Source organism: Streptomyces sp. NPDC021019 (assembly GCF_044333295.1).
Classification (GTDB): domain Bacteria; phylum Actinomycetota; class Actinomycetes; order Streptomycetales; family Streptomycetaceae; genus Streptomyces.
Genome location: NZ_JBIRQR010000001.1, coordinates 202,590 through 218,895, shown reverse-complemented (window position 1 = coordinate 218,895; position 16,306 = coordinate 202,590). Strand labels below are relative to the sequence as shown.

18 protein-coding genes and 1 riboswitch are annotated in these 16,306 nt (G+C 69.4%); of the genes, 9 read left to right on the top strand and 9 right to left on the bottom strand.

Features of this window, described 5'->3' with window-relative positions; all coding sequences use genetic code 11:
- Nucleotides 1-212 precede the first annotated feature (212 nt).
- Entirely contained in the window at nucleotides 213-2,030 is a 1,818-nt protein-coding gene (thiC, locus tag ACH4RG_RS00990) for a phosphomethylpyrimidine synthase ThiC (RefSeq protein ID WP_397918745.1), read from the bottom strand.
- Nucleotides 2,023-2,156, bottom strand: a riboswitch (TPP riboswitch). (Overlaps the previous gene by 8 nt.)
- Nucleotides 2,157-2,227: 71 nt before the next feature.
- Here thiC and ACH4RG_RS00985 point away from each other — a divergent pair.
- Nucleotides 2,228-3,574 carry a YibE/F family protein gene (locus ACH4RG_RS00985; protein WP_397930851.1) on the top strand — a complete coding sequence of 449 codons (1,347 nt, stop codon included), beginning with the start codon at nucleotides 2,228-2,230 and terminating at the stop codon, nucleotides 3,572-3,574.
- Nucleotides 3,575-3,597: 23 nt separating this feature from the next.
- Here ACH4RG_RS00985 and ACH4RG_RS00980 read toward each other — a convergent pair whose 3' ends face one another.
- The 4 genes from ACH4RG_RS00980 to ACH4RG_RS00965 all read right to left on the bottom strand — a co-directional run bounded on the left by ACH4RG_RS00980 (nucleotide 3,598) and on the right by ACH4RG_RS00965 (nucleotide 6,004).
- Nucleotides 3,598-4,035: an SsgA family sporulation/cell division regulator gene (locus ACH4RG_RS00980; protein ID WP_024263706.1), complete on the bottom strand. Its 438-nt coding sequence runs from the start codon at nucleotides 4,033-4,035 to the stop codon at nucleotides 3,598-3,600.
- Nucleotides 4,036-4,136: 101 nt separating this feature from the next.
- Nucleotides 4,137-4,913 (bottom strand): IclR family transcriptional regulator, encoded by a 777-nt coding sequence (locus tag ACH4RG_RS00975; RefSeq protein WP_397918749.1) that lies wholly within the window; start codon nucleotides 4,911-4,913, stop codon nucleotides 4,137-4,139.
- Between the two features lie 392 nt (nucleotides 4,914-5,305).
- Nucleotides 5,306-5,518, bottom strand: a complete 213-nt coding sequence (locus ACH4RG_RS00970) for a DUF5326 family protein (RefSeq protein ID WP_265600552.1) — start codon at nucleotides 5,516-5,518, stop codon at nucleotides 5,306-5,308.
- Nucleotides 5,519-5,686: 168 nt separating this feature from the next.
- Complete coding sequence (locus ACH4RG_RS00965) at nucleotides 5,687-6,004, bottom strand: cupin domain-containing protein (RefSeq protein ID WP_069743704.1); 318 nt, start codon at nucleotides 6,002-6,004, stop codon at nucleotides 5,687-5,689.
- 87 nt (nucleotides 6,005-6,091) lie between these two features.
- On the opposite strand from ACH4RG_RS00965, the gene ACH4RG_RS00960 reads away from it, so the two are divergent.
- The 4 genes from ACH4RG_RS00960 (at nucleotide 6,092) to ACH4RG_RS00945 (ending at nucleotide 9,492) form a co-directional block, all read left to right on the top strand.
- Nucleotides 6,092-6,469, top strand: a complete 378-nt coding sequence (locus ACH4RG_RS00960) for a phage holin family protein (protein ID WP_007453829.1) — start codon at nucleotides 6,092-6,094, stop codon at nucleotides 6,467-6,469.
- Between the two features lie 105 nt (nucleotides 6,470-6,574).
- Nucleotides 6,575-7,699 carry a cystathionine gamma-lyase gene (locus tag ACH4RG_RS00955; protein ID WP_397918753.1) on the top strand — a complete coding sequence of 375 codons (1,125 nt, stop codon included), beginning with the start codon at nucleotides 6,575-6,577 and terminating at the stop codon, nucleotides 7,697-7,699.
- 44 nt (nucleotides 7,700-7,743) lie between these two features.
- On the top strand, nucleotides 7,744-8,223 hold the full coding sequence (locus ACH4RG_RS00950) for an NUDIX domain-containing protein (RefSeq protein ID WP_003967847.1): 480 nt from the start codon (nucleotides 7,744-7,746) through the stop codon (nucleotides 8,221-8,223).
- Nucleotides 8,224-8,604: 381 nt separating this feature from the next.
- Nucleotides 8,605-9,492, top strand: coding sequence for a GNAT family N-acetyltransferase (locus tag ACH4RG_RS00945; protein ID WP_397918755.1), 888 nt, complete (start codon nucleotides 8,605-8,607; stop codon nucleotides 9,490-9,492).
- 71 nt (nucleotides 9,493-9,563) lie between these two features.
- On the opposite strand, the gene ACH4RG_RS00940 is transcribed toward ACH4RG_RS00945, so the two are convergent.
- Nucleotides 9,564-10,775 (bottom strand): MFS transporter, encoded by a 1,212-nt coding sequence (locus ACH4RG_RS00940; RefSeq protein WP_397918757.1) that lies wholly within the window; start codon nucleotides 10,773-10,775, stop codon nucleotides 9,564-9,566.
- Nucleotides 10,776-10,915: 140 nt separating this feature from the next.
- Here ACH4RG_RS00940 and ACH4RG_RS00935 point away from each other — a divergent pair, with 140 nt between their 5' ends.
- Entirely contained in the window at nucleotides 10,916-11,374 is a 459-nt protein-coding gene (locus ACH4RG_RS00935) for a MarR family winged helix-turn-helix transcriptional regulator (protein ID WP_397930857.1), read from the top strand.
- A gap of 50 nt (nucleotides 11,375-11,424) precedes the next feature.
- Nucleotides 11,425-11,877 (top strand): GNAT family N-acetyltransferase, encoded by a 453-nt coding sequence (locus tag ACH4RG_RS00930; RefSeq protein WP_397918761.1) that lies wholly within the window; start codon nucleotides 11,425-11,427, stop codon nucleotides 11,875-11,877.
- 82 nt (nucleotides 11,878-11,959) lie between these two features.
- On the opposite strand, the gene ACH4RG_RS00925 is transcribed toward ACH4RG_RS00930, so the two are convergent.
- A complete protein-coding gene (locus ACH4RG_RS00925; protein ID WP_397918763.1) occupies nucleotides 11,960-13,336 on the bottom strand; it encodes a serine hydrolase domain-containing protein in 1,377 nt (458 codons plus the stop codon).
- Nucleotides 13,337-13,437: 101 nt separating this feature from the next.
- Nucleotides 13,438-14,022 carry a dihydrofolate reductase family protein gene (locus tag ACH4RG_RS00920; RefSeq protein WP_398538888.1) on the bottom strand — a complete coding sequence of 195 codons (585 nt, stop codon included), beginning with the start codon at nucleotides 14,020-14,022 and terminating at the stop codon, nucleotides 13,438-13,440.
- Nucleotides 14,023-14,181: 159 nt separating this feature from the next.
- On the opposite strand from ACH4RG_RS00920, the gene ACH4RG_RS00915 reads away from it, so the two are divergent.
- Both ACH4RG_RS00915 and ACH4RG_RS00910 read left to right on the top strand, forming a co-directional pair.
- Nucleotides 14,182-14,346 carry a TetR/AcrR family transcriptional regulator gene (locus ACH4RG_RS00915; RefSeq protein WP_398538887.1) on the top strand — a complete coding sequence of 55 codons (165 nt, stop codon included), beginning with the start codon at nucleotides 14,182-14,184 and terminating at the stop codon, nucleotides 14,344-14,346.
- A 39-nt stretch (nucleotides 14,347-14,385) separates the two neighbouring features.
- Complete coding sequence (locus ACH4RG_RS00910) at nucleotides 14,386-14,757, top strand: hypothetical protein (RefSeq protein WP_398539375.1); 372 nt, start codon at nucleotides 14,386-14,388, stop codon at nucleotides 14,755-14,757.
- Between the two features lie 59 nt (nucleotides 14,758-14,816).
- Here the strand turns inward: ACH4RG_RS00910 and argG are convergent, their stop codons facing one another.
- Nucleotides 14,817-16,265, bottom strand: coding sequence for an argininosuccinate synthase (gene argG, locus ACH4RG_RS00905; RefSeq protein ID WP_397918766.1), 1,449 nt, complete (start codon nucleotides 16,263-16,265; stop codon nucleotides 14,817-14,819).
- Nucleotides 16,266-16,306: the final 41 nt, after the last annotated feature.

Genomic DNA, 16,306 nt, shown 5'->3' with positions numbered 1-16,306 from the left:
GCCAAACGTACATACAGCTGCCACACGACTGTATCCATACTGTCGCTTGACAACGGAGCCAACCATGTCAAACCAGGCTGAACTGACTGTGGTTACTCGGTAAGCCACAGAGCGCCCCTACGTTCCCGGCCGGATCGGACCTCGGTCCCATGGAGGAACCGACCGCCGGGGACGGGCCGACCGCCGGGGGTGGACCGGCGGCCGGGCCCGCATCAGTCGGCGATGGGCAGGTAGACCCGGTTGCCGGCGGCCGCGAACTCCTTCGACTTCTCGGCCATGCCCTCCTCGATCTCCTGCTGCGAACCACCGTGCTGACGCCGGATGTCCTGGGAGATCTTCATCGAGCAGAACTTCGGCCCGCACATCGAGCAGAAGTGCGCTGTCTTCGCCGGCTCGGCGGGCAGCGTCTCGTCATGGAACTCCCGTGCCGTGTCCGGGTCCAGGGCCAGGTTGAACTGGTCCTCCCAGCGGAACTCGAACCGCGCGTCGGAGAGGGCGTCGTCCCACTCCTGCGCACCGGGGTGCCCCTTGGCCAGGTCGGCCGCGTGGGCGGCGATCTTGTAGGTGATGACGCCCGTCTTCACGTCATCCCGGTTCGGCAGCCCCAGGTGCTCCTTGGGCGTGACGTAACAGAGCATCGCGGTGCCCCACCAGGCGATCATCGCGGCGCCGATGCCCGAGGTGATGTGGTCGTAGGCGGGCGCGACGTCCGTGGTCAGCGGGCCGAGCGTGTAGAAGGGCGCCTCCTCGCAGATCTCCTGCTGGAGGTCGATGTTCTCCTTGATCTTGTGCATCGGGACGTGCCCGGGCCCCTCGATCATGGTCTGGACACCGAACCGCTTCGCGACCGTGTTCAGCTCGCCCAACGTGCGCAGCTCGGCGAACTGTGCCTCGTCGTTGGCGTCCGCGATCGAACCGGGACGCAGTCCGTCGCCCAGGGAGTAGGTGACGTCGTACGTCGCGAGGATCTCGCAGAGCTCCTCGAAGTGCTCGTAGAGGAACGACTCCTTGTGGTGGGCGAGACACCAGGCCGCCATGATCGAGCCGCCCCGCGAGACGATGCCGGTCTTGCGGCGGGCCGTCAGCGGGACGTACGGCAGGCGCACACCGGCGTGCACCGTCATGTAGTCCACGCCCTGCTCGGCCTGTTCGATGACGGTGTCCTTGTAGATCTCCCAGGTCAGCTCCTCGGCCCGGCCGTCGACCTTCTCCAGCGCCTGGTAGAGCGGGACGGTGCCGATCGGCACGGGGGAGTTGCGCAGCACCCACTCCCGGGTGGTGTGGATGTTGCGACCGGTGGACAGGTCCATGACCGTGTCGGCGCCCCACTTCGTCGCCCAGGTCATCTTGTCCACCTCCTCCTCGATGGAGGAGGTGACGGCCGAGTTGCCGATGTTGGCGTTGACCTTCACCAGGAACCGCTTGCCGATGATCATCGGCTCGATCTCGGGATGGTTGACGTTGACCGGCAGCACCGCCCGGCCCTGCGCGATCTCCTCGCGGACGACCTCGGGCTCCACGTTCTCCCGGATCGCCACGTACTCCATCTCCGGGGTGATCTCCCCCCGCCGGGCGTACGCGAGCTGGGTGACGGGACGTCCGTCGCGGCTGCGGCGCGGCTGGCGCGGGCGGCCGGGGAAGACGGCGTCGAGGTTGCGCAGTCCGCCGCGCGGCGAGGTGTGCTTGAGCCCGTCGTCCTCGGGGCGGACCGGCCGGCCCGCGTACTCCTCGGTGTCGCCGCGGGCGATGATCCAGTTCTCCCGCAGGGGCGCGAGGCCCCGCCGGACATCGGTGTCGATGGAGGGATCGGTGTACGGCCCCGACGTGTCGTACAGCGTCACGTCCTTGCCGTTGGTGAGGTGCACCTGTCGAACCGGCACCCGGAGGTCCGGGCGCGAGCCCAGGACGTACCCCTTGTGCCAGCCGATGGACTTCCCGGCCTCGTCGTTCCGCGTCCCGTCGGCCGGCGTGCCGTCCGGCGTTCCGTCGTTCTGTTTCGAGGCAGGCGTGCGTGCGTCCGCTGTGGTCATGAGACCTACTCCCTACGCCGGCATTACCCGGTAACAGGTTCGGCGGTCGGCGCAGCGTGTCCCGTACGGATGTACGGCGATCAGCGCCCTCTCAGCCCGGTGCTCCGAGCTCCCGCGTGTGCAAAGGTGCCTCCACGCTAGCGTCCTTTCGGGCGAGCTGACCATATGGCCCCTCCTGTTCTTGCGATGATCGCCCCGTGACCTCCCCTCGAAGCGACCCCTCACCCCAGCCGCCCCAGGGCCACAGCCACGGCCACACCCACAGCCACGGGCCGGCCGCTCCGGTCTCCCGGCACCTGCGCAAGGTGATCGCCGCCGTGCTGATCCCGTTCGCGACGGCAGTCGTCGTCGGCCTGATCGCGTTCTGGCCCGGCGGCGCGCCCGACCACGAGCGCACCGGCGTCGGATTCGACCGACAGACCCAGGACGGCAAGGTCGTCCAGGTCGTGAAGGTCGACTGCGCGGACGTCAACGCCGCGCAGGTGCCCCCGACCGGGGATACCTCCACCCCCTCTGGCCGCGAGGCCGTCAACGAGCAGGAGGGGGAGTGCGCGAAGGCCACCATCGAGGTGACCAGCGGCGACGACCAGGGCCGGAAGTTCGTCGAGGTGGTCCAGCCGGACGCCCCCCGACAGCTGAAGGAGGGTCAGGGCGTGGTCGTCGCGTACGCCCCCGACGCGCCGCGCGACCTCCAGTACTCGGTGACCGACGTGGACCGGAAGATCCCGATGGCGGTGCTGGCCGGGATCTTCGCGCTGGCGGTGGTCCTGGTGGGCAGGATGCGCGGGGTGATGGCGCTGGTGGCGCTGGTCGTGTCGTTCGCCGTGCTGACCCTGTTCATCCTGCCGGCGATCCTGCAAGGCTCGAACCCGCTGGTCGTGGCGGTGATCGGGGCCAGCGCGATCATGCTGGCGGCCCTCTATCTGTGCCACGGGGTGACGGCCCGTACGTCGGTCGCGGTCGTCGGCACGCTGATCTCGCTGCTGCTGATCGGGTTGTTGGGCTCCCTGTTCATCGGCTGGGCGAGCCTGAGTGGCAACACCGACGACAACACCGGCCTCATCCACGGCCTCTACCCGGACATCGATATGAGCGGTCTGCTGCTGGCCGGCGTCATCATCGGCTCGCTCGGGGTGCTCGACGATGTGACGGTCACCCAGACCTCCGCCGTCTGGGAACTGCACCAGGCGGACCCGCGGATGGGTTGGAAGGGGCTGTACCGGGCAGGTATCCGGATCGGAAGGGACCACATCGCCTCGGTGGTCAACACCCTGGTGCTGGCGTACGCGGGCGCGGCGTTGCCGCTGCTGCTGCTCTTCTCCATCGCCCAGAGCGGTGTGGGCACGGTGGCCAACAGCGAGCTGGTCGCCGAGGAGATCGTCCGCACGCTGGTCGGGTCGATCGGCCTGGTCGCCTCGGTGCCGGTGACCACGGTGCTCGCGGCGCTGGTCGTCTCCGCGGACCGCCCGGGGTCCGGCGGCGCCCAGGCGGCTACGCCCGCACCCGGGCGGACAGGTCGGGGCCGTCGTCGTAAGACGGGGTGACGGGGCATCGGGTGCGCGCCCGGTCAGCCCGCGTTCTGCTCCTCGGCGAGGATGCGGCCGAGTGCATCCTCCAGGTTCCCGTCGAAGTCACCCAGCGTGTGCTCCTGACCGAGCGGCACGAGCTTGTCCGTCCGGTCGAGAAACGCCACGAGTGGCGCCGTCCCCGCCCGGAACAGCGCACGGTCCGCGCCGACCTGGAGCCGGATGTGCACATCGCCGAGGCCCTCGGGCTCCGTCGGGCCGATGTGCACATCGCCGTCGCCGCTCGGGCTGTTGAGCCCGTCCAGCAGCAGCTCGCGGCCGAATGCCCAGGTCACCGGGGCATCGCCGGGAAGGTGGAACGTCATCCGGATGGCATACGGATCGCCGACCTCGTACCGGAGCTCCACCGGAATACGGAACGAGAGCTCCTCGGAGACGAGGAAGCTCATCATGACCTCTGCTTGAACCGATTCGCGCATCGTTCAACCCCGCAGTAGATGAATCTGGCCAGGAATGATCCCCCATGGCCCTATTGACGCCATCGTGGTGCACGCGATAGCAGATCACAAGGAGTGATTTTTCAGATACTGATAGAGAACACGAGCGAACGCAAGAGGCTGGCGACTTCGCCACGTAGCTGTTCGACTGCGGGGAGCAACCGTTCTTCTCGGTCAAGAGGTACGGAAATGGCCATCGCCGCAATCGTGGCACCGGCCGTGACGGGAATCGCGGCGCACACGGTCCCCAGTGCGTACTCCTGGCGTTCGATGACCGGTTCACCTCGTCGGAGGGTGCGCAGCCGTTCCAGAAGTGTGGCGCGATCTCGCACTGAGTAACGGGTGAGAGGGCGCACGGGGTGCCGGTCCAGATGATCCTCGCGGGCTCGCTCGTCGAGTTGGGCGAGCAGACACTGACCGATGGCGTGCGCGTGGCCGGTTTCCCGGAACGAGGCCCACTCCTCCACGGCCGGGGTGTCGGGGGCGTCCGCGACGGCGATGAGATCGATCTCGCCGTCGCAGTAGACGGCGCAGTACACCGGGGCTCCGATGACGTCCCGCCAGCGGCCGAGGGAGTCGGCGACGGAGGCGGGGCGCGGGCGGCTCCGGACCCCGGGTGCGACGGTCAGGTTCTCGGCGGCCGCACCGAACAGGAAGACACCGTTCTCGCGGCGGAGATAGCCCTCATGGGTGAGGGTGCGCAGCAAGTGGTACGCGGTCGGGAGCGGAAGCCCCGCCTCACGTGCCAGTTGCTTGGCGGGCGCCCCGTCCCGATGGGTGCCCACAGCCTCCAGCAGCCTCAACGCCCGCTGAACCGAACCGATCAACGTCGGCACAGCGGTGCTAGATGCCGTGGTCAAGGGCCACCCCCAGGCATGGTGACGGGCCGTCGGCCCTCCCGTGGGGGCCGCCCCCACGGGCCTGCCGCGATCCCGAGGACCGGAGATCCGGCCCGTGACCGGCGAGGACCGGTCCGGGCGCCGACGATCGAAGGCCAACGACCGGACTGTCGTACCCAGGACCGATCAGGTGATCGATATGGTGACGGAAGGTCACATTCCGGATGGCGGCAGTGGTTTGTCACTGTATCGGCCGCCTGCGGCAGACGGGTGGTTTCCTCCGGGACTTAGCTCTGCTGGGCTAATCTCCCGGCGGCGCTGACCTCACCTCGCCCTGCGGGCCCGAGGTCGAGGGGCCGGGCCAAGGGGCCGGACGGAACGGGCCGCCCCCGTGCCGACCCGCGTTCCGGGTACTACCAGTCACCGCGCGAGGACGACGACGACATGAACTTGCGGACGACGAAGATCAGGCCGCCGACGACGACGACGAAAACCAGCGCCTTGAAGAGCAGGCTGATCACGAAGCCGACGACGCTGGCGATCAGCCCGCCGAACACGAAGATCGCAATGACGGGCACCGCGATCCACTTCACCCACCAGGGCATTCCCGCGAATATCTCCCGCACGGCCATCGCCTCTACCTCGTCTCTCTGAGTCCTTGCTCCGATGCTAAAGGCGCGAGGGCCTCCCGCGGGGGGCGGGCAGCCCTTGAAGACCCCTGATCGAGCCCCTAGGGATCCCGGGGACGGGCGCATCGGGTCCCCGGGACGGAGCTCGACTCCCGGCGCCGGGAATCAGCCCTCAGGGGGCGAGAAGACGACCATCACCCGCAGATCCTCGGTGATGTGGTGGAACTTGTGGGCCACGCCCGCGGGCACGTAGACGACGCTTCCCCTGCCGACCTGCGTCGTCTCCGTACCCACCGTGATCGATGCCCGTCCGCTGACGACGAAGTAGACCTCGTCCTGCTGGTGCGGCTGCTGCGGATCGAGCTCCCCCGCGTCCAGGGCGTACAGGCCGACCGACATATTGCGTTCCCGCACGAACTGCAGGTAGGCGCCGTCGTTGGCAGCCCGCTCCGCCTCGAGCTCGTCCAGTCTGAATGCCTTCATGGCCCGTCCCACCTCTTGTACCCACGCTGTCGGCTGTGCCCGCGCTGCCGGTGTCCACCACCGATCATGTCTGCCACGATCAGACACATGAAGAATTTCGTAGTCAAGACGATCGCCAACGCGGGGGCGCTGGCCGTTGCCATCTGGCTCATCGGCAACATCACGCTGGAGGGCGGTAGCACGGGCCGCAAGGCCCTCACCCTGATCTTGGTCGCGCTGATCTTCGGCCTGGTGAACTTCCTGGTGAAGCCGGTGGTCCAGCTGCTGACGTTCCCGTTGTTCATCCTGACGCTGGGGTTGATCACCCTGGTGGTCAACGCCCTGATGCTGATGCTGACCTCCTGGCTGGCCGGCGTGTTCGATCTCAGCTTCCACGTCGAGGGCTTCTGGACGGCGGTGCTCGGCGGACTGATCATCTCGGTCGTGTCCTGGGCGCTCAACGTCGTCCTGCCCGACGAGAACTGATCCCGGTATTCGGTATTCCGGACCTCCGGGGAAGTCCGCTCCGGGAGCCTCTGGAAGAGTGCGGGGGACACCGGTCCACCACCGGGCGGCAGCGAAGGAGCAGGCATGAGCACCATGGGCGACGGAACGCGCGCGGTACGCGCCGGGCTCCCCGAACCGGAGCAGTTCGGGCCCACCCTGCCCGGCCCGGTCTTCGCCGCGCACTTCCATCTCTCCGGTGAACCGGTGGGCCCCTACACCTACGGTCGGGAGACCAACCCGACCTGGACCCACCTGGAGCGGGCCATCGGTGAGCTGGAGGCTCCCGGTGAGGACGTGGGCACGACCGTGTTCGCCTCGGGCATGGCGGCGATCACCGCGGTACTGCTCTCCCAGCTCCGCTCGGGCGACGCCGTGGTCCTGCCCGACGACGGCTACCAGGCACTGCCGCTCGTACGGGAACAGCTGGAGGCGTACGGGGTCGAGGTCCGGACCGCGCCGACGGGAGGCGACGCCCAACTGGCCCTGCTGGCCGGGGCGAAGCTGCTCTGGATCGAGAGCCCGTCCAACCCGGGCCTGGACGTCTGCGACATCCGGCGGCTGGTCGAAACCGCGCACGCGACGGGTGTGCTGGTCGCCGTCGACAACACCCTGGCCACCCCGATCGGCCAGCGCCCCCTGGAGCTGGGCGCCGATTTCTCGGTCGCCAGCGACACCAAGGGCATGACGGGGCACGGCGACATCCTGCTCGGCCATGTGACCTGCCGCGATCCCCGGTTGACGGCGGACGTACGGCGCTGGCGCAAGGTCGTCGGGGCGATTCCGGGGCCGATGGAGGCCTGGCTGGCGCACCGCTCGCTGGCCACCCTCCCCCTGCGCGTCGACCGGCAGTGCACCAGCGCTCTCGCTCTCGCCGAGGCGTTGACGAAGCGCCCGGAGGTCACCGGGCTGCGGTATCCGGGACTGCCCACCGACCCGTCACACGTCGTCGCGGGGCGCCAGATGCGGCGCTTCGGATCCGTGGTGTCCTTCGAGTTGGCCGACCGGGAGACAGCGGAGCGCTTCCTGTCCGCGCTGCGCCTGGTCGACGACGCGACGAGCTTCGGCGGCGTCCGGTCCACCGCGGAGCGCCGGGGCCGCTGGGGTGGCGACGCCGTCGCGGAGGGCTTCATCCGCTTCTCGGTCGGCGCGGAGGACCTCGAGGACCTGCTCGCCGACGTCGAACAGGCGCTGAACACGGCGGTCCGGTAGGCCGGGGGAGTTTCAGACGGTCCCGGGCGGGCCACTCTCTTGCCATGACCGAACGTCCTGTGGTCAAGCGCACCGCACGCGCCGTCCTGCTCGACGGCGATGACCTCATCCTGATCAAGCGCACGAAGCCCGGAGTCGATCCGTACTGGCTCACCCCCGGCGGCGGGGTCGAGCCGGAGGACGCCACCGTCGTCGAAGCACTGCACCGCGAGGTCGACGAGGAGCTGGGCGCCAAGATCGTCGACGTGGTCCCGTGCTTCGTCGACACCGTGGAACACATCGCGGACGGCGGCGTGACGGGAGTGAAGGTCCAGCACTTCTTCGTCTGCCGACTGGCGTCGATGGACGTCTCCCTGCGGCACGGCCCGGAGATCGACGAGCCCACCGGGGAGTACGAGATCGTCCGGGTGCCGTTCAGTCGGGTCGGGATCGCGGCCGTGCACCTCGTTCCGCTGTCACTGCGGCACTACCTCGACGGCAACATCGAAGGCGTACGGGCGATGCACGCCCCCGACCTGGGCTGACATCCCCAGCGACGGGGCACGCGTGGCGGCCCCTCCGGGGCGCATACTCCCCAGCGGGTACCCATGTGCCCATGGACGCCCCCTCTGCCAGACGCCCGGGGAGCCCCACTCGGCATCGTGTTTCACGTGAAACTATCCGGTCACGACAGGCCTGTCGATCTTCTCCCTGCGCCCCGGCACCAATGCCGCGGTCGCCGACGGAGCGGTGGACATCGACCTCGTGATCGCGCCGTCGGTGGCGACGGCCCACCTATCACTTCATCACCGCGATCTCGGGGCTCAAGCCCTGGGGACTCACCCGGCGCGGCAGGCGGCTGCGGATCTCGGCCAGTTCCGCGAAATCGGTGGACGCGCGATCATCCCGTCAGACAGCCTGACCCCATGCACAGCCCATCACCCCTCTCCCTCGTCGAGCTGCCCATCCGGCGCCTGAACCGGGGAGACCTGGTCCCGTGCGCCGATCTCTGCGAGGACCGCGGCTGGCCGCGCGACGAACACCGGTGGGGGCTGCTCCTCTCGGCCGGCGCCGGATACGGGATCGACGCCCCGGACGGCAAGGGCCTGGCGGGGACCTGCCTGACCATGCCCTACGGATCCGGCCTCACCGCGGTCGGCATGCTGCTCGTCGCCGACCGCTACGGTCGTCGGGGGCTCGCCCGTCGGCTCATGCGCCACGTGATGGAAGCCGTGGGGGACACCCCGCTCGTCCTGTACGCCACCGACCAGGGACAGCCGCTCTACGAGGACCTCGGCTTCTCCCCCGTGGGCCGGACCGAACGCGTCGGCGGCCGTTTCGGAGCGGGCGGCCCCGACGGCTCCCCCTCGGCCTCGCGCCCGTCCGTGACCACCCGCCCGGCAGCGGCGGACGACCTGCGGGCGTTGGTCCGGCTCGACCTCCCCGTGTTCGGCGCCGACCGGACGCATCTGCTCGCCCGGCTGCCCGCCTTCTCCGACCGGCTCCAGGTCGCCGAGGAACACGGCGAGCTGACCGGCTACGCGGCGCTCTGGCCGAGCGGGCAGGCCGAGGTGATCGGGCCGCTGATCGCCCGGGACACGGCCACCGCGCAGGCCCTGGTCACGTCCTTGGCCGCCACGACGGACCGACCACTGCGCACCGACGTCCACGCCGCGCACAAGGAATTGCTCGGCTGGCTGGTGAAGCGCGGGCTCGAGCCCCTCACCCAAACCACCGTGATGACCTACAACATCACGGACCTGCCCGGCGATACCGCCCGCAGGTTCGCCCCGCTCACCCTCGCGACGGGCTGACGCGGGGCAGCCGCACCGCCACGAGGACCGTGCGGCTGCTTCGCGACGGGTGCCCCCGGGGAGCGGGCGGCTCAGTGCCGGGCCGCTGCCGCGACGGCCGGCTCGGGGCCGCTCCCGGCGGCAATCCGGCTCCTGCCGGTCTCCCGGCGCTCCAACAGTCCGGAGAACACGGCCAGGACCAGGGCCGACGCGGCGAGCGCGGCGCCGACCCAGTTGGGGGCGGTGTAGCCGAGGCCTGCGGCGATCACGAGACCTCCGAGCCAGGCGGCGAGGGCGTTGCCGAGGTTGAACGCCCCGATGTTGACCGCGGAGGCCAGCGTCGGCGCACCCGCCGCCTGGTCGAGGACCCGCTTCTGCAGCGGAGGCACGGTCGCGAAGCCCAGGGCGCCGATCAGCACGATGGTGACGGCCGCAGCGATCTTGTTGTGGGCTGTCACGGTGAACAGGCCGAGCACCACGGCGAGCGAGCCGAGCGAGACGTACAACATGGGCATCAGGTGGCGGTCGGCGAACCTGCCGCCGATCAGGTTGCCCCCCACCATGCCGAGCCCGAAGAGAACGAGCAGCCAGGTGACGGACGAGGCCGAGTAGCCGGCGATCCCGGTCATCATGGGCGTGATGTAGGTGATCGCGGCGAAGACTCCGCCGAAGCCCAGGACGGTCATGGCCATGGCCAGCAGGACCTGGACCTTGCGGAACGCGGCCAGCTCGTGGCGCATGCGCACGCCTTCCGGCCCGGGTTGGTCCGGTACGAGCTTCGCGACGCCCAGCAGTCCCACGACGCCCAGAACGGCGACGAGGAGGAACGTGGTCCGCCAGCCCGCGGTCTGGCCGATGAAGGTGCCCAGCGGAACGCCGACGACGTTGGCGACGGTGAGCCCGGTGAACATCATGGCGATGGCCCCGGCCTTCTTCCGGGGGGCGACCAGGCCGGCCGCGACCACCGAGCCGATGCCGAAGAAGGCTCCGTGCGCGAGGGAGGCGATCACCCGTCCGGCGAGCATGACCCCGAAGACGGGGGCGAGCGCGGACACCACGTTGCCCACGATGAAGAGCCCCATGAGGAGCATCAGCATGCGCTTGCGGGTGACACGCGTGCCGAGCAGTGTCATCAGCGGGGCTCCGAGGACCACACCGAGCGCGTAGCCGGTCACCAGGAAGCCCGCGGTCGGGATCGAGACCTGGAAGTCGCCGGCGACCTCGGGGAGCAACCCCATGATCACGAACTCGGTCGTTCCGATCCCGAATGCCCCGATGGCGAGGGCGAGGAGCGCGAGCGGCATGGGTTTCACCTTCCCTGAAGATTGCGTCTGCGCCTTACGAGCGTCCACAATAATTGCAGACGCCGATTAATTGCAAGCGCGGGCTATTGCAGGCGTCCCCTATCCTGGAGTCACGCAGCTCCCGTACGGAGGAGAGAGACATGACAGCGACCGACCCCGCCCTGACCGCCATCGCCCAGAGCTGGTGCGCGCTCTCCCTGCTCCACGGGAAGATCGAGACCCGTGTCGAGCGGGCCCTCCAGGCCGGCCACGGACTCAGCGCACGCGAATACTCCCTGCTCGACGTGTTGAGCCGACAGCACAACGGCACCGGCGGACATCTCCAGATGAAGCAGGTCGCCGACGCCGTCGTCCTCAGCCAGAGCGCCACCACCCGGCTCGTCACCCGGCTCGAGGACCGGGGGCTGTTGACCCGCTACCTGTGCGCCACCGACCGTCGCGGCATCTACACCGATGTCACCGAGGCCGGGATCACGCTGCTGGAGGCCGCCCGGCCGACGCATGACACCGCGCTGCGGGCGGCCTTGGACGAGGCGGCCGAGAACCCCGAGCTCGCTCCTCTGGTCAGGGCCGTCGAAGAACTCAAGGTCCCGGCCTGACCGAGCTTGATCGGCGCGGTAGCCCCCGGGGCCGTCCTAGGATGCCGATCATGAGTGATCTCGCCATACGACCCGCCGTCCCGGACGACCTGCCCGCGGTGGTCGCGATGCTCGCCGACGACCCCCTGGGGACGCAGCGCGAGTCACCGGACGACCTCACCCCCTACCGGGAGGCGTTCCAGCGGCTGGCCGACGATCCGAACCAGCACGTGGTCGTCGCCGTTCGCGAGAACCGAGTCGTCGGCACACTGCAACTGACCGTCGTACCGGGGTTGTCCCGCCGCGGCGCGACCCGCTCGATCATCGAGGGGGTCCGCATCCACGCCGACGAGCGCGGCAGCGGCCTCGGCACCCAGCTCATCCAGTGGGCGGTGGACGAATCCCGCCGCCAGAACTGCCAGCTGGTGCAGCTGACCTCGGACGTCACCCGCGAGGACGCGCACCGCTTCTACGAGCGGCTCGGCTTCACCGCCAGCCATGTGGGCTTCAAGCTGGCGCTCTGACGAGCGAGGACGAGTGGGCGTTTCACGTGAAACGCGGGTGGGTGTTTCACGTGGAACACCCACCCGCTACCCGGCCGGAAGCTCAGTCGGCGAGCCCGCGCCAGCCCTCCGCGTCCACGCCGCCGGGCACGGCCGCGCCCGCCTCGTACGGCTCCCGGGTGAAGACGAACGAGCCGAGGTCGAGGTGGTCCACCGAGCCGTCGTCCTTGCGTACGACGCGCAGGGTCTCCCCCGCGTAGTAGTCGTTCTGGCCCGTCCAGGTGCCGTCCGGGCGGTACGTGAAGGCCGCGCCTCGTCCCTTGCCGCCCAGCGGCGTGAGCTGCAACCCCCGTTCCGCCGTGAGCCTCAGCGTGACCGGGTGGGTGCCCCAGTGCCAGATCCCGGTCAGCGCGAGCAGCTCGTCGTCCACCTCGGGCAGCGGGCGCCAGGGCTCCGGGATCCGCGGCTCGGCCTCGGCCACGATCCCCAGAAGTTCGGCGGCCACCATCGCGGCGGGCAACCCCGAGGTGACATTGGCGAGAACGACCGCGGCCACGTCGTCCTCCTCGCTCACCCAGAGGCCGGCGACGAACCCGGGAAGCGATCCCGAATGCCCGAAGAGCACGCGCTCTTCGCCCCCGACGATCTGGAGCCCGAGACCGTAACCGCTGCCGCCCGTCTCGGCGGGTGCGGCGGGCGTCCGCATCTCCTGTACGGAAGAGGCCGACAGGACCCGGTCGTCGCCCTCGGTCAGGAAGGCGGCGAACCGGAGCAGGTCCGCCGCGGTGGACCAGAGCTGACCGGCGGGCGCCATGATCCCGAGGTCCTCGGCGGGTTCGCTCAGCATGACATCGGCCCAGGGGTGCACGGCCCAGCCGCCCGCGTGCGGAGCCACGGGCCCGCTCGTCGTGCGGTGCATACCCAGCGGCTCCAGGATCTCGCGGCGCAGCGCCTCCTCCCAGGAGACGCCACGCACCGCTTCCACCAGTGAACCAAGCAGGGTGTAGCCAGGGTTGGAGTAGTGATGGCGATGACCGGCCGGATGCCTCTGCGGCCGGTCGCCCAGCACGTCGGCGAGCTCGGGCCGCAGGCCGCCGGGTGTCCGCTCCCACCAGGGGGAGGGTGCTTCGGCGCCCAGCCCCGCGCTGTGACCCAGCAGCTGAAAGACGGTCACCCCGCCCGCCCCCGTGCCGGGGAGGTGCTTCTCCAGGGGGTCGTCCAGATCGATCAAGCCCTCGTCCCGCAGCCGCAGAACCAGAACGGCAGTGAACGTCTTGGTGATCGAACCGATCCGGTACTGCGTATCGGCGTCCGGAACATGCCTTTCGACGCACGTACGCGCCCCGCTCCAAGCCGTACGCCCCTGCCGCCGCACGGCGGCCACGAGGGACGGCGCGCGGCCGTCCCGCTGGGCGACGGCGATGCGGTGCAGCAGGGCGCGTCGGGTGCTGGGAAGCAGGTCTGTGTCGCTGGAAGTCATGGCTCAACCCCTACCTGAAGGGCGGCTCCCTGACGAACTCTTTTCCACGGAGTCGAGCCGGCGGATGCGAGACCCGCGCAGTGCAGGACTACGGCGGAGACTCAGCGCTTACGGCGGTACGTCCGGACCAGTGAGCCGTTCTCGAAGGTCCGCACTCCCTCAAGGCTGAACTCGATGGTCCCGAGACCGGATCCGAACATCGGCATGCCGACTCCGTACACCACCGGATAGGCCTTGATCACGAGCTCGTCGATCTCGTCGAGCAGTTCCCCCGCCAGCCGGGATCCGCCGCAGAGCCAGATGCCCAGCCCGCGGTCCTCGGCCTTGAGCTCCCTGATCCGGGCGACCGGGTCCTCCGCGATCAGCTCGACGTTCGGGTGCGGGGACTCCGTGAGCGTCCGGGAGGCGACGATCTCCCGCAGGTGGCCGTACGGGCTGGTGATGCCCGCGTCCAGGGCCAGCTGATAGCTCCTCCTGCCCTGGACCACGGTGTCGAAGCGCTGGTTCTCGGCGTCGGGGAACCCGAGTGCGTTGCGGCCCTGCACCGGGACGGTCTCCGGGTACTCCGACTTCAGGAAGCCGAGGAACTCCTCCCTGACAAACGGCATCATCGCCGAGCCGTCGCCACTGGCATCCCCGATGAAGCCGTCGATCGAGCAGGCGATGAAGTAGGTCAGTCTGCGCATGAGTTCCCCGATCCGCCGGTGGGTCGGGCCGGAGACGGCCCGGGGTCGAGCGACCGTCGTGCCGACGCGGCACCGTCTCAACCACGTCACTTACAGTGCTTCACGTGTAGTGGTCGTGCAATCCTCTTTCCGAGACCGGCCCGGGCAGGGAGACAGGTCATGGCGAAGAACCCCCGACGCAGGGTTGTGCTCACCGACGCCGCGATCGACCTCCTCGCACACGAAGGCGCCCGCGGGCTCACCTTCCGCGCCGTGGACGCCCGGGCGGGCGTGCCGGTGGGCACGGCGTCGAACTACTTCAGCGGCCGCGACGCGACCTCCTGATGCAGACCGGCGCCCGCATCAGCAGCCGGATGACACCGGATCCGCCCAGGTCGAACAGGTCATGGCCCGGCCCCTTCCCGGGAGCTGGTCACCGAGCTGATGCACTGGCTGATCCGGCGGATGACCCACGACCGGACCGGATATCTGGCCATGCTGGAACTCCGCCTGGAGGCGACCCGCCGACCCGAACTGCGCACCCAGCTGACCCGAACCGTGCGCGCCGGCTACGGGGAGAGCCTCGCCTTCCACCGCGACCGGGGCCTTCCGGGCGACCACGACGCCTTCCTGCTCCTCTACCTGGCCATGACCGGGGTACTTCTGGAGCACTTCACGCTCCCGGACATGCTCGGCGACACCGGCCTCGACCGCCTGGTCGAGGCCGTCGTCACCCGGATCATCCCGGCCGGCTAGGTCCTGTCGTCAATCGCCCTGCTGAAATCCCGCACCCAGCGCTTGCGACGCGCCCCCGGTCAGTCGGTGCCGAACTCCATCGCGGCGTGGTCGAGCATCTCGTCGCCACCGGACACCCTGCCGCGCGAGGCGATGACCTCGGCGCCGCCCTGCGGCATCGCGCCGATCAGCCCGGTGGAGGCCGCCTGAGCGGCGCCGATGAGGGCGGGATGGGTCGATCCGACCATGCCGAGGCCGGCGTACTGCTCGAGCTTGGCACGCGAGTCGGCGATGTCGAGGTTGCGCATCGTGAGCTGTCCGATCCGGTCCACCGGCCCGAACGCGGAGTCCTCGGTGCGCTCCATCGACAGCTTGTCCGGGTGGTAGCTGAAAGCCGGTCCGTCGGTGTCCAGGATCGAGTAGTCGTCACCACGCCGCAGCCGCAGTGTCACCTCCCCGGTGACCGCCGTGCCCACCCAGCGCTGCAGCGACTCGCGGATCATCAGCGCCTGCGGGTCGAGCCAGCGGCCCTCGTACATCAGCCGGCCGAGCCGCCGCCCCTCGTTGTAGTAGTTGTCCAGGGTGTCCTCGTTGTGGATCGCGTTGACCAGCCGCTCGTACACCACGTGCAGCAGCGCCATCCCGGGCGCCTCGTAGATGCCGCGGCTCTTGGCTTCGATCACCCGGTTCTCGATCTGGTCGGACATGCCCATACCGTGCCGTCCACCGATCGCGTTCGCCTCCATCACCAGGTCGACCGGGGTGGCGAACTCCTTGCCGTTGATCGTCACCGGGCGGCCCTGGTCGAAGCCGATCGTCACGGTCTCGGCAGCGATGTCCACCGCGGGATCCCAGAACCGCACGCCCATGATCGGCTCCACGGTCTCGATACCGGCGTCGAGGTGCTCCAGAGTCTTGGCCTCATGGGTGGCGCCCCAGATGTTGGCATCGGTCGAGTACGCCTTCTCGCTGCTGTCGCGGTAGGGCAGCTCGTGGGCGATCAGCCACTCCGACATCTCCTTGCGGCCACCGAGCTCGGTAACGAAGTCCGCGTCCAGCCACGGCTTGTAGATCCGCAGATGCGGGTTGGCGAGCAGCCCGTAGCGGTAGAACCGCTCGATGTCGTTGCCCTTGAACGTCGACCCGTCGCCCCAGATCTGTACGTCGTCCTCCAGCATCGCCCGGACCAGCAGGGTCCCCGTGACGGCACGGCCGAGCGGCGTGGTGTTGAAGTAGGCGCGCCCGCCCGACCGGATATGGAACGCGCCACAGGTGAGCGCGGCCAGCCCCTCCTCGACCAGCGCCGCCCGGCAGTCGACCAGGCGGGCGATCTCGGCACCGTACGTCGACGCGCGCCCGGGCACCGAGGCGATGTCGGGCTCGTCGTACTGGCCGATGTCGGCGGTGTAGGTGCACGGGACGGCACCCTTGTCGCGCATCCACGCGACGGCGACCGAGGTGTCGAGACCGCCGGAGAAGGCGATGCCGACCCGCTCGCCGATGGGCAGGGAGGTGAGAACCTTAGACATAGGAAGATTATGCATCCGAATGCATGATCATTCAACGTGGC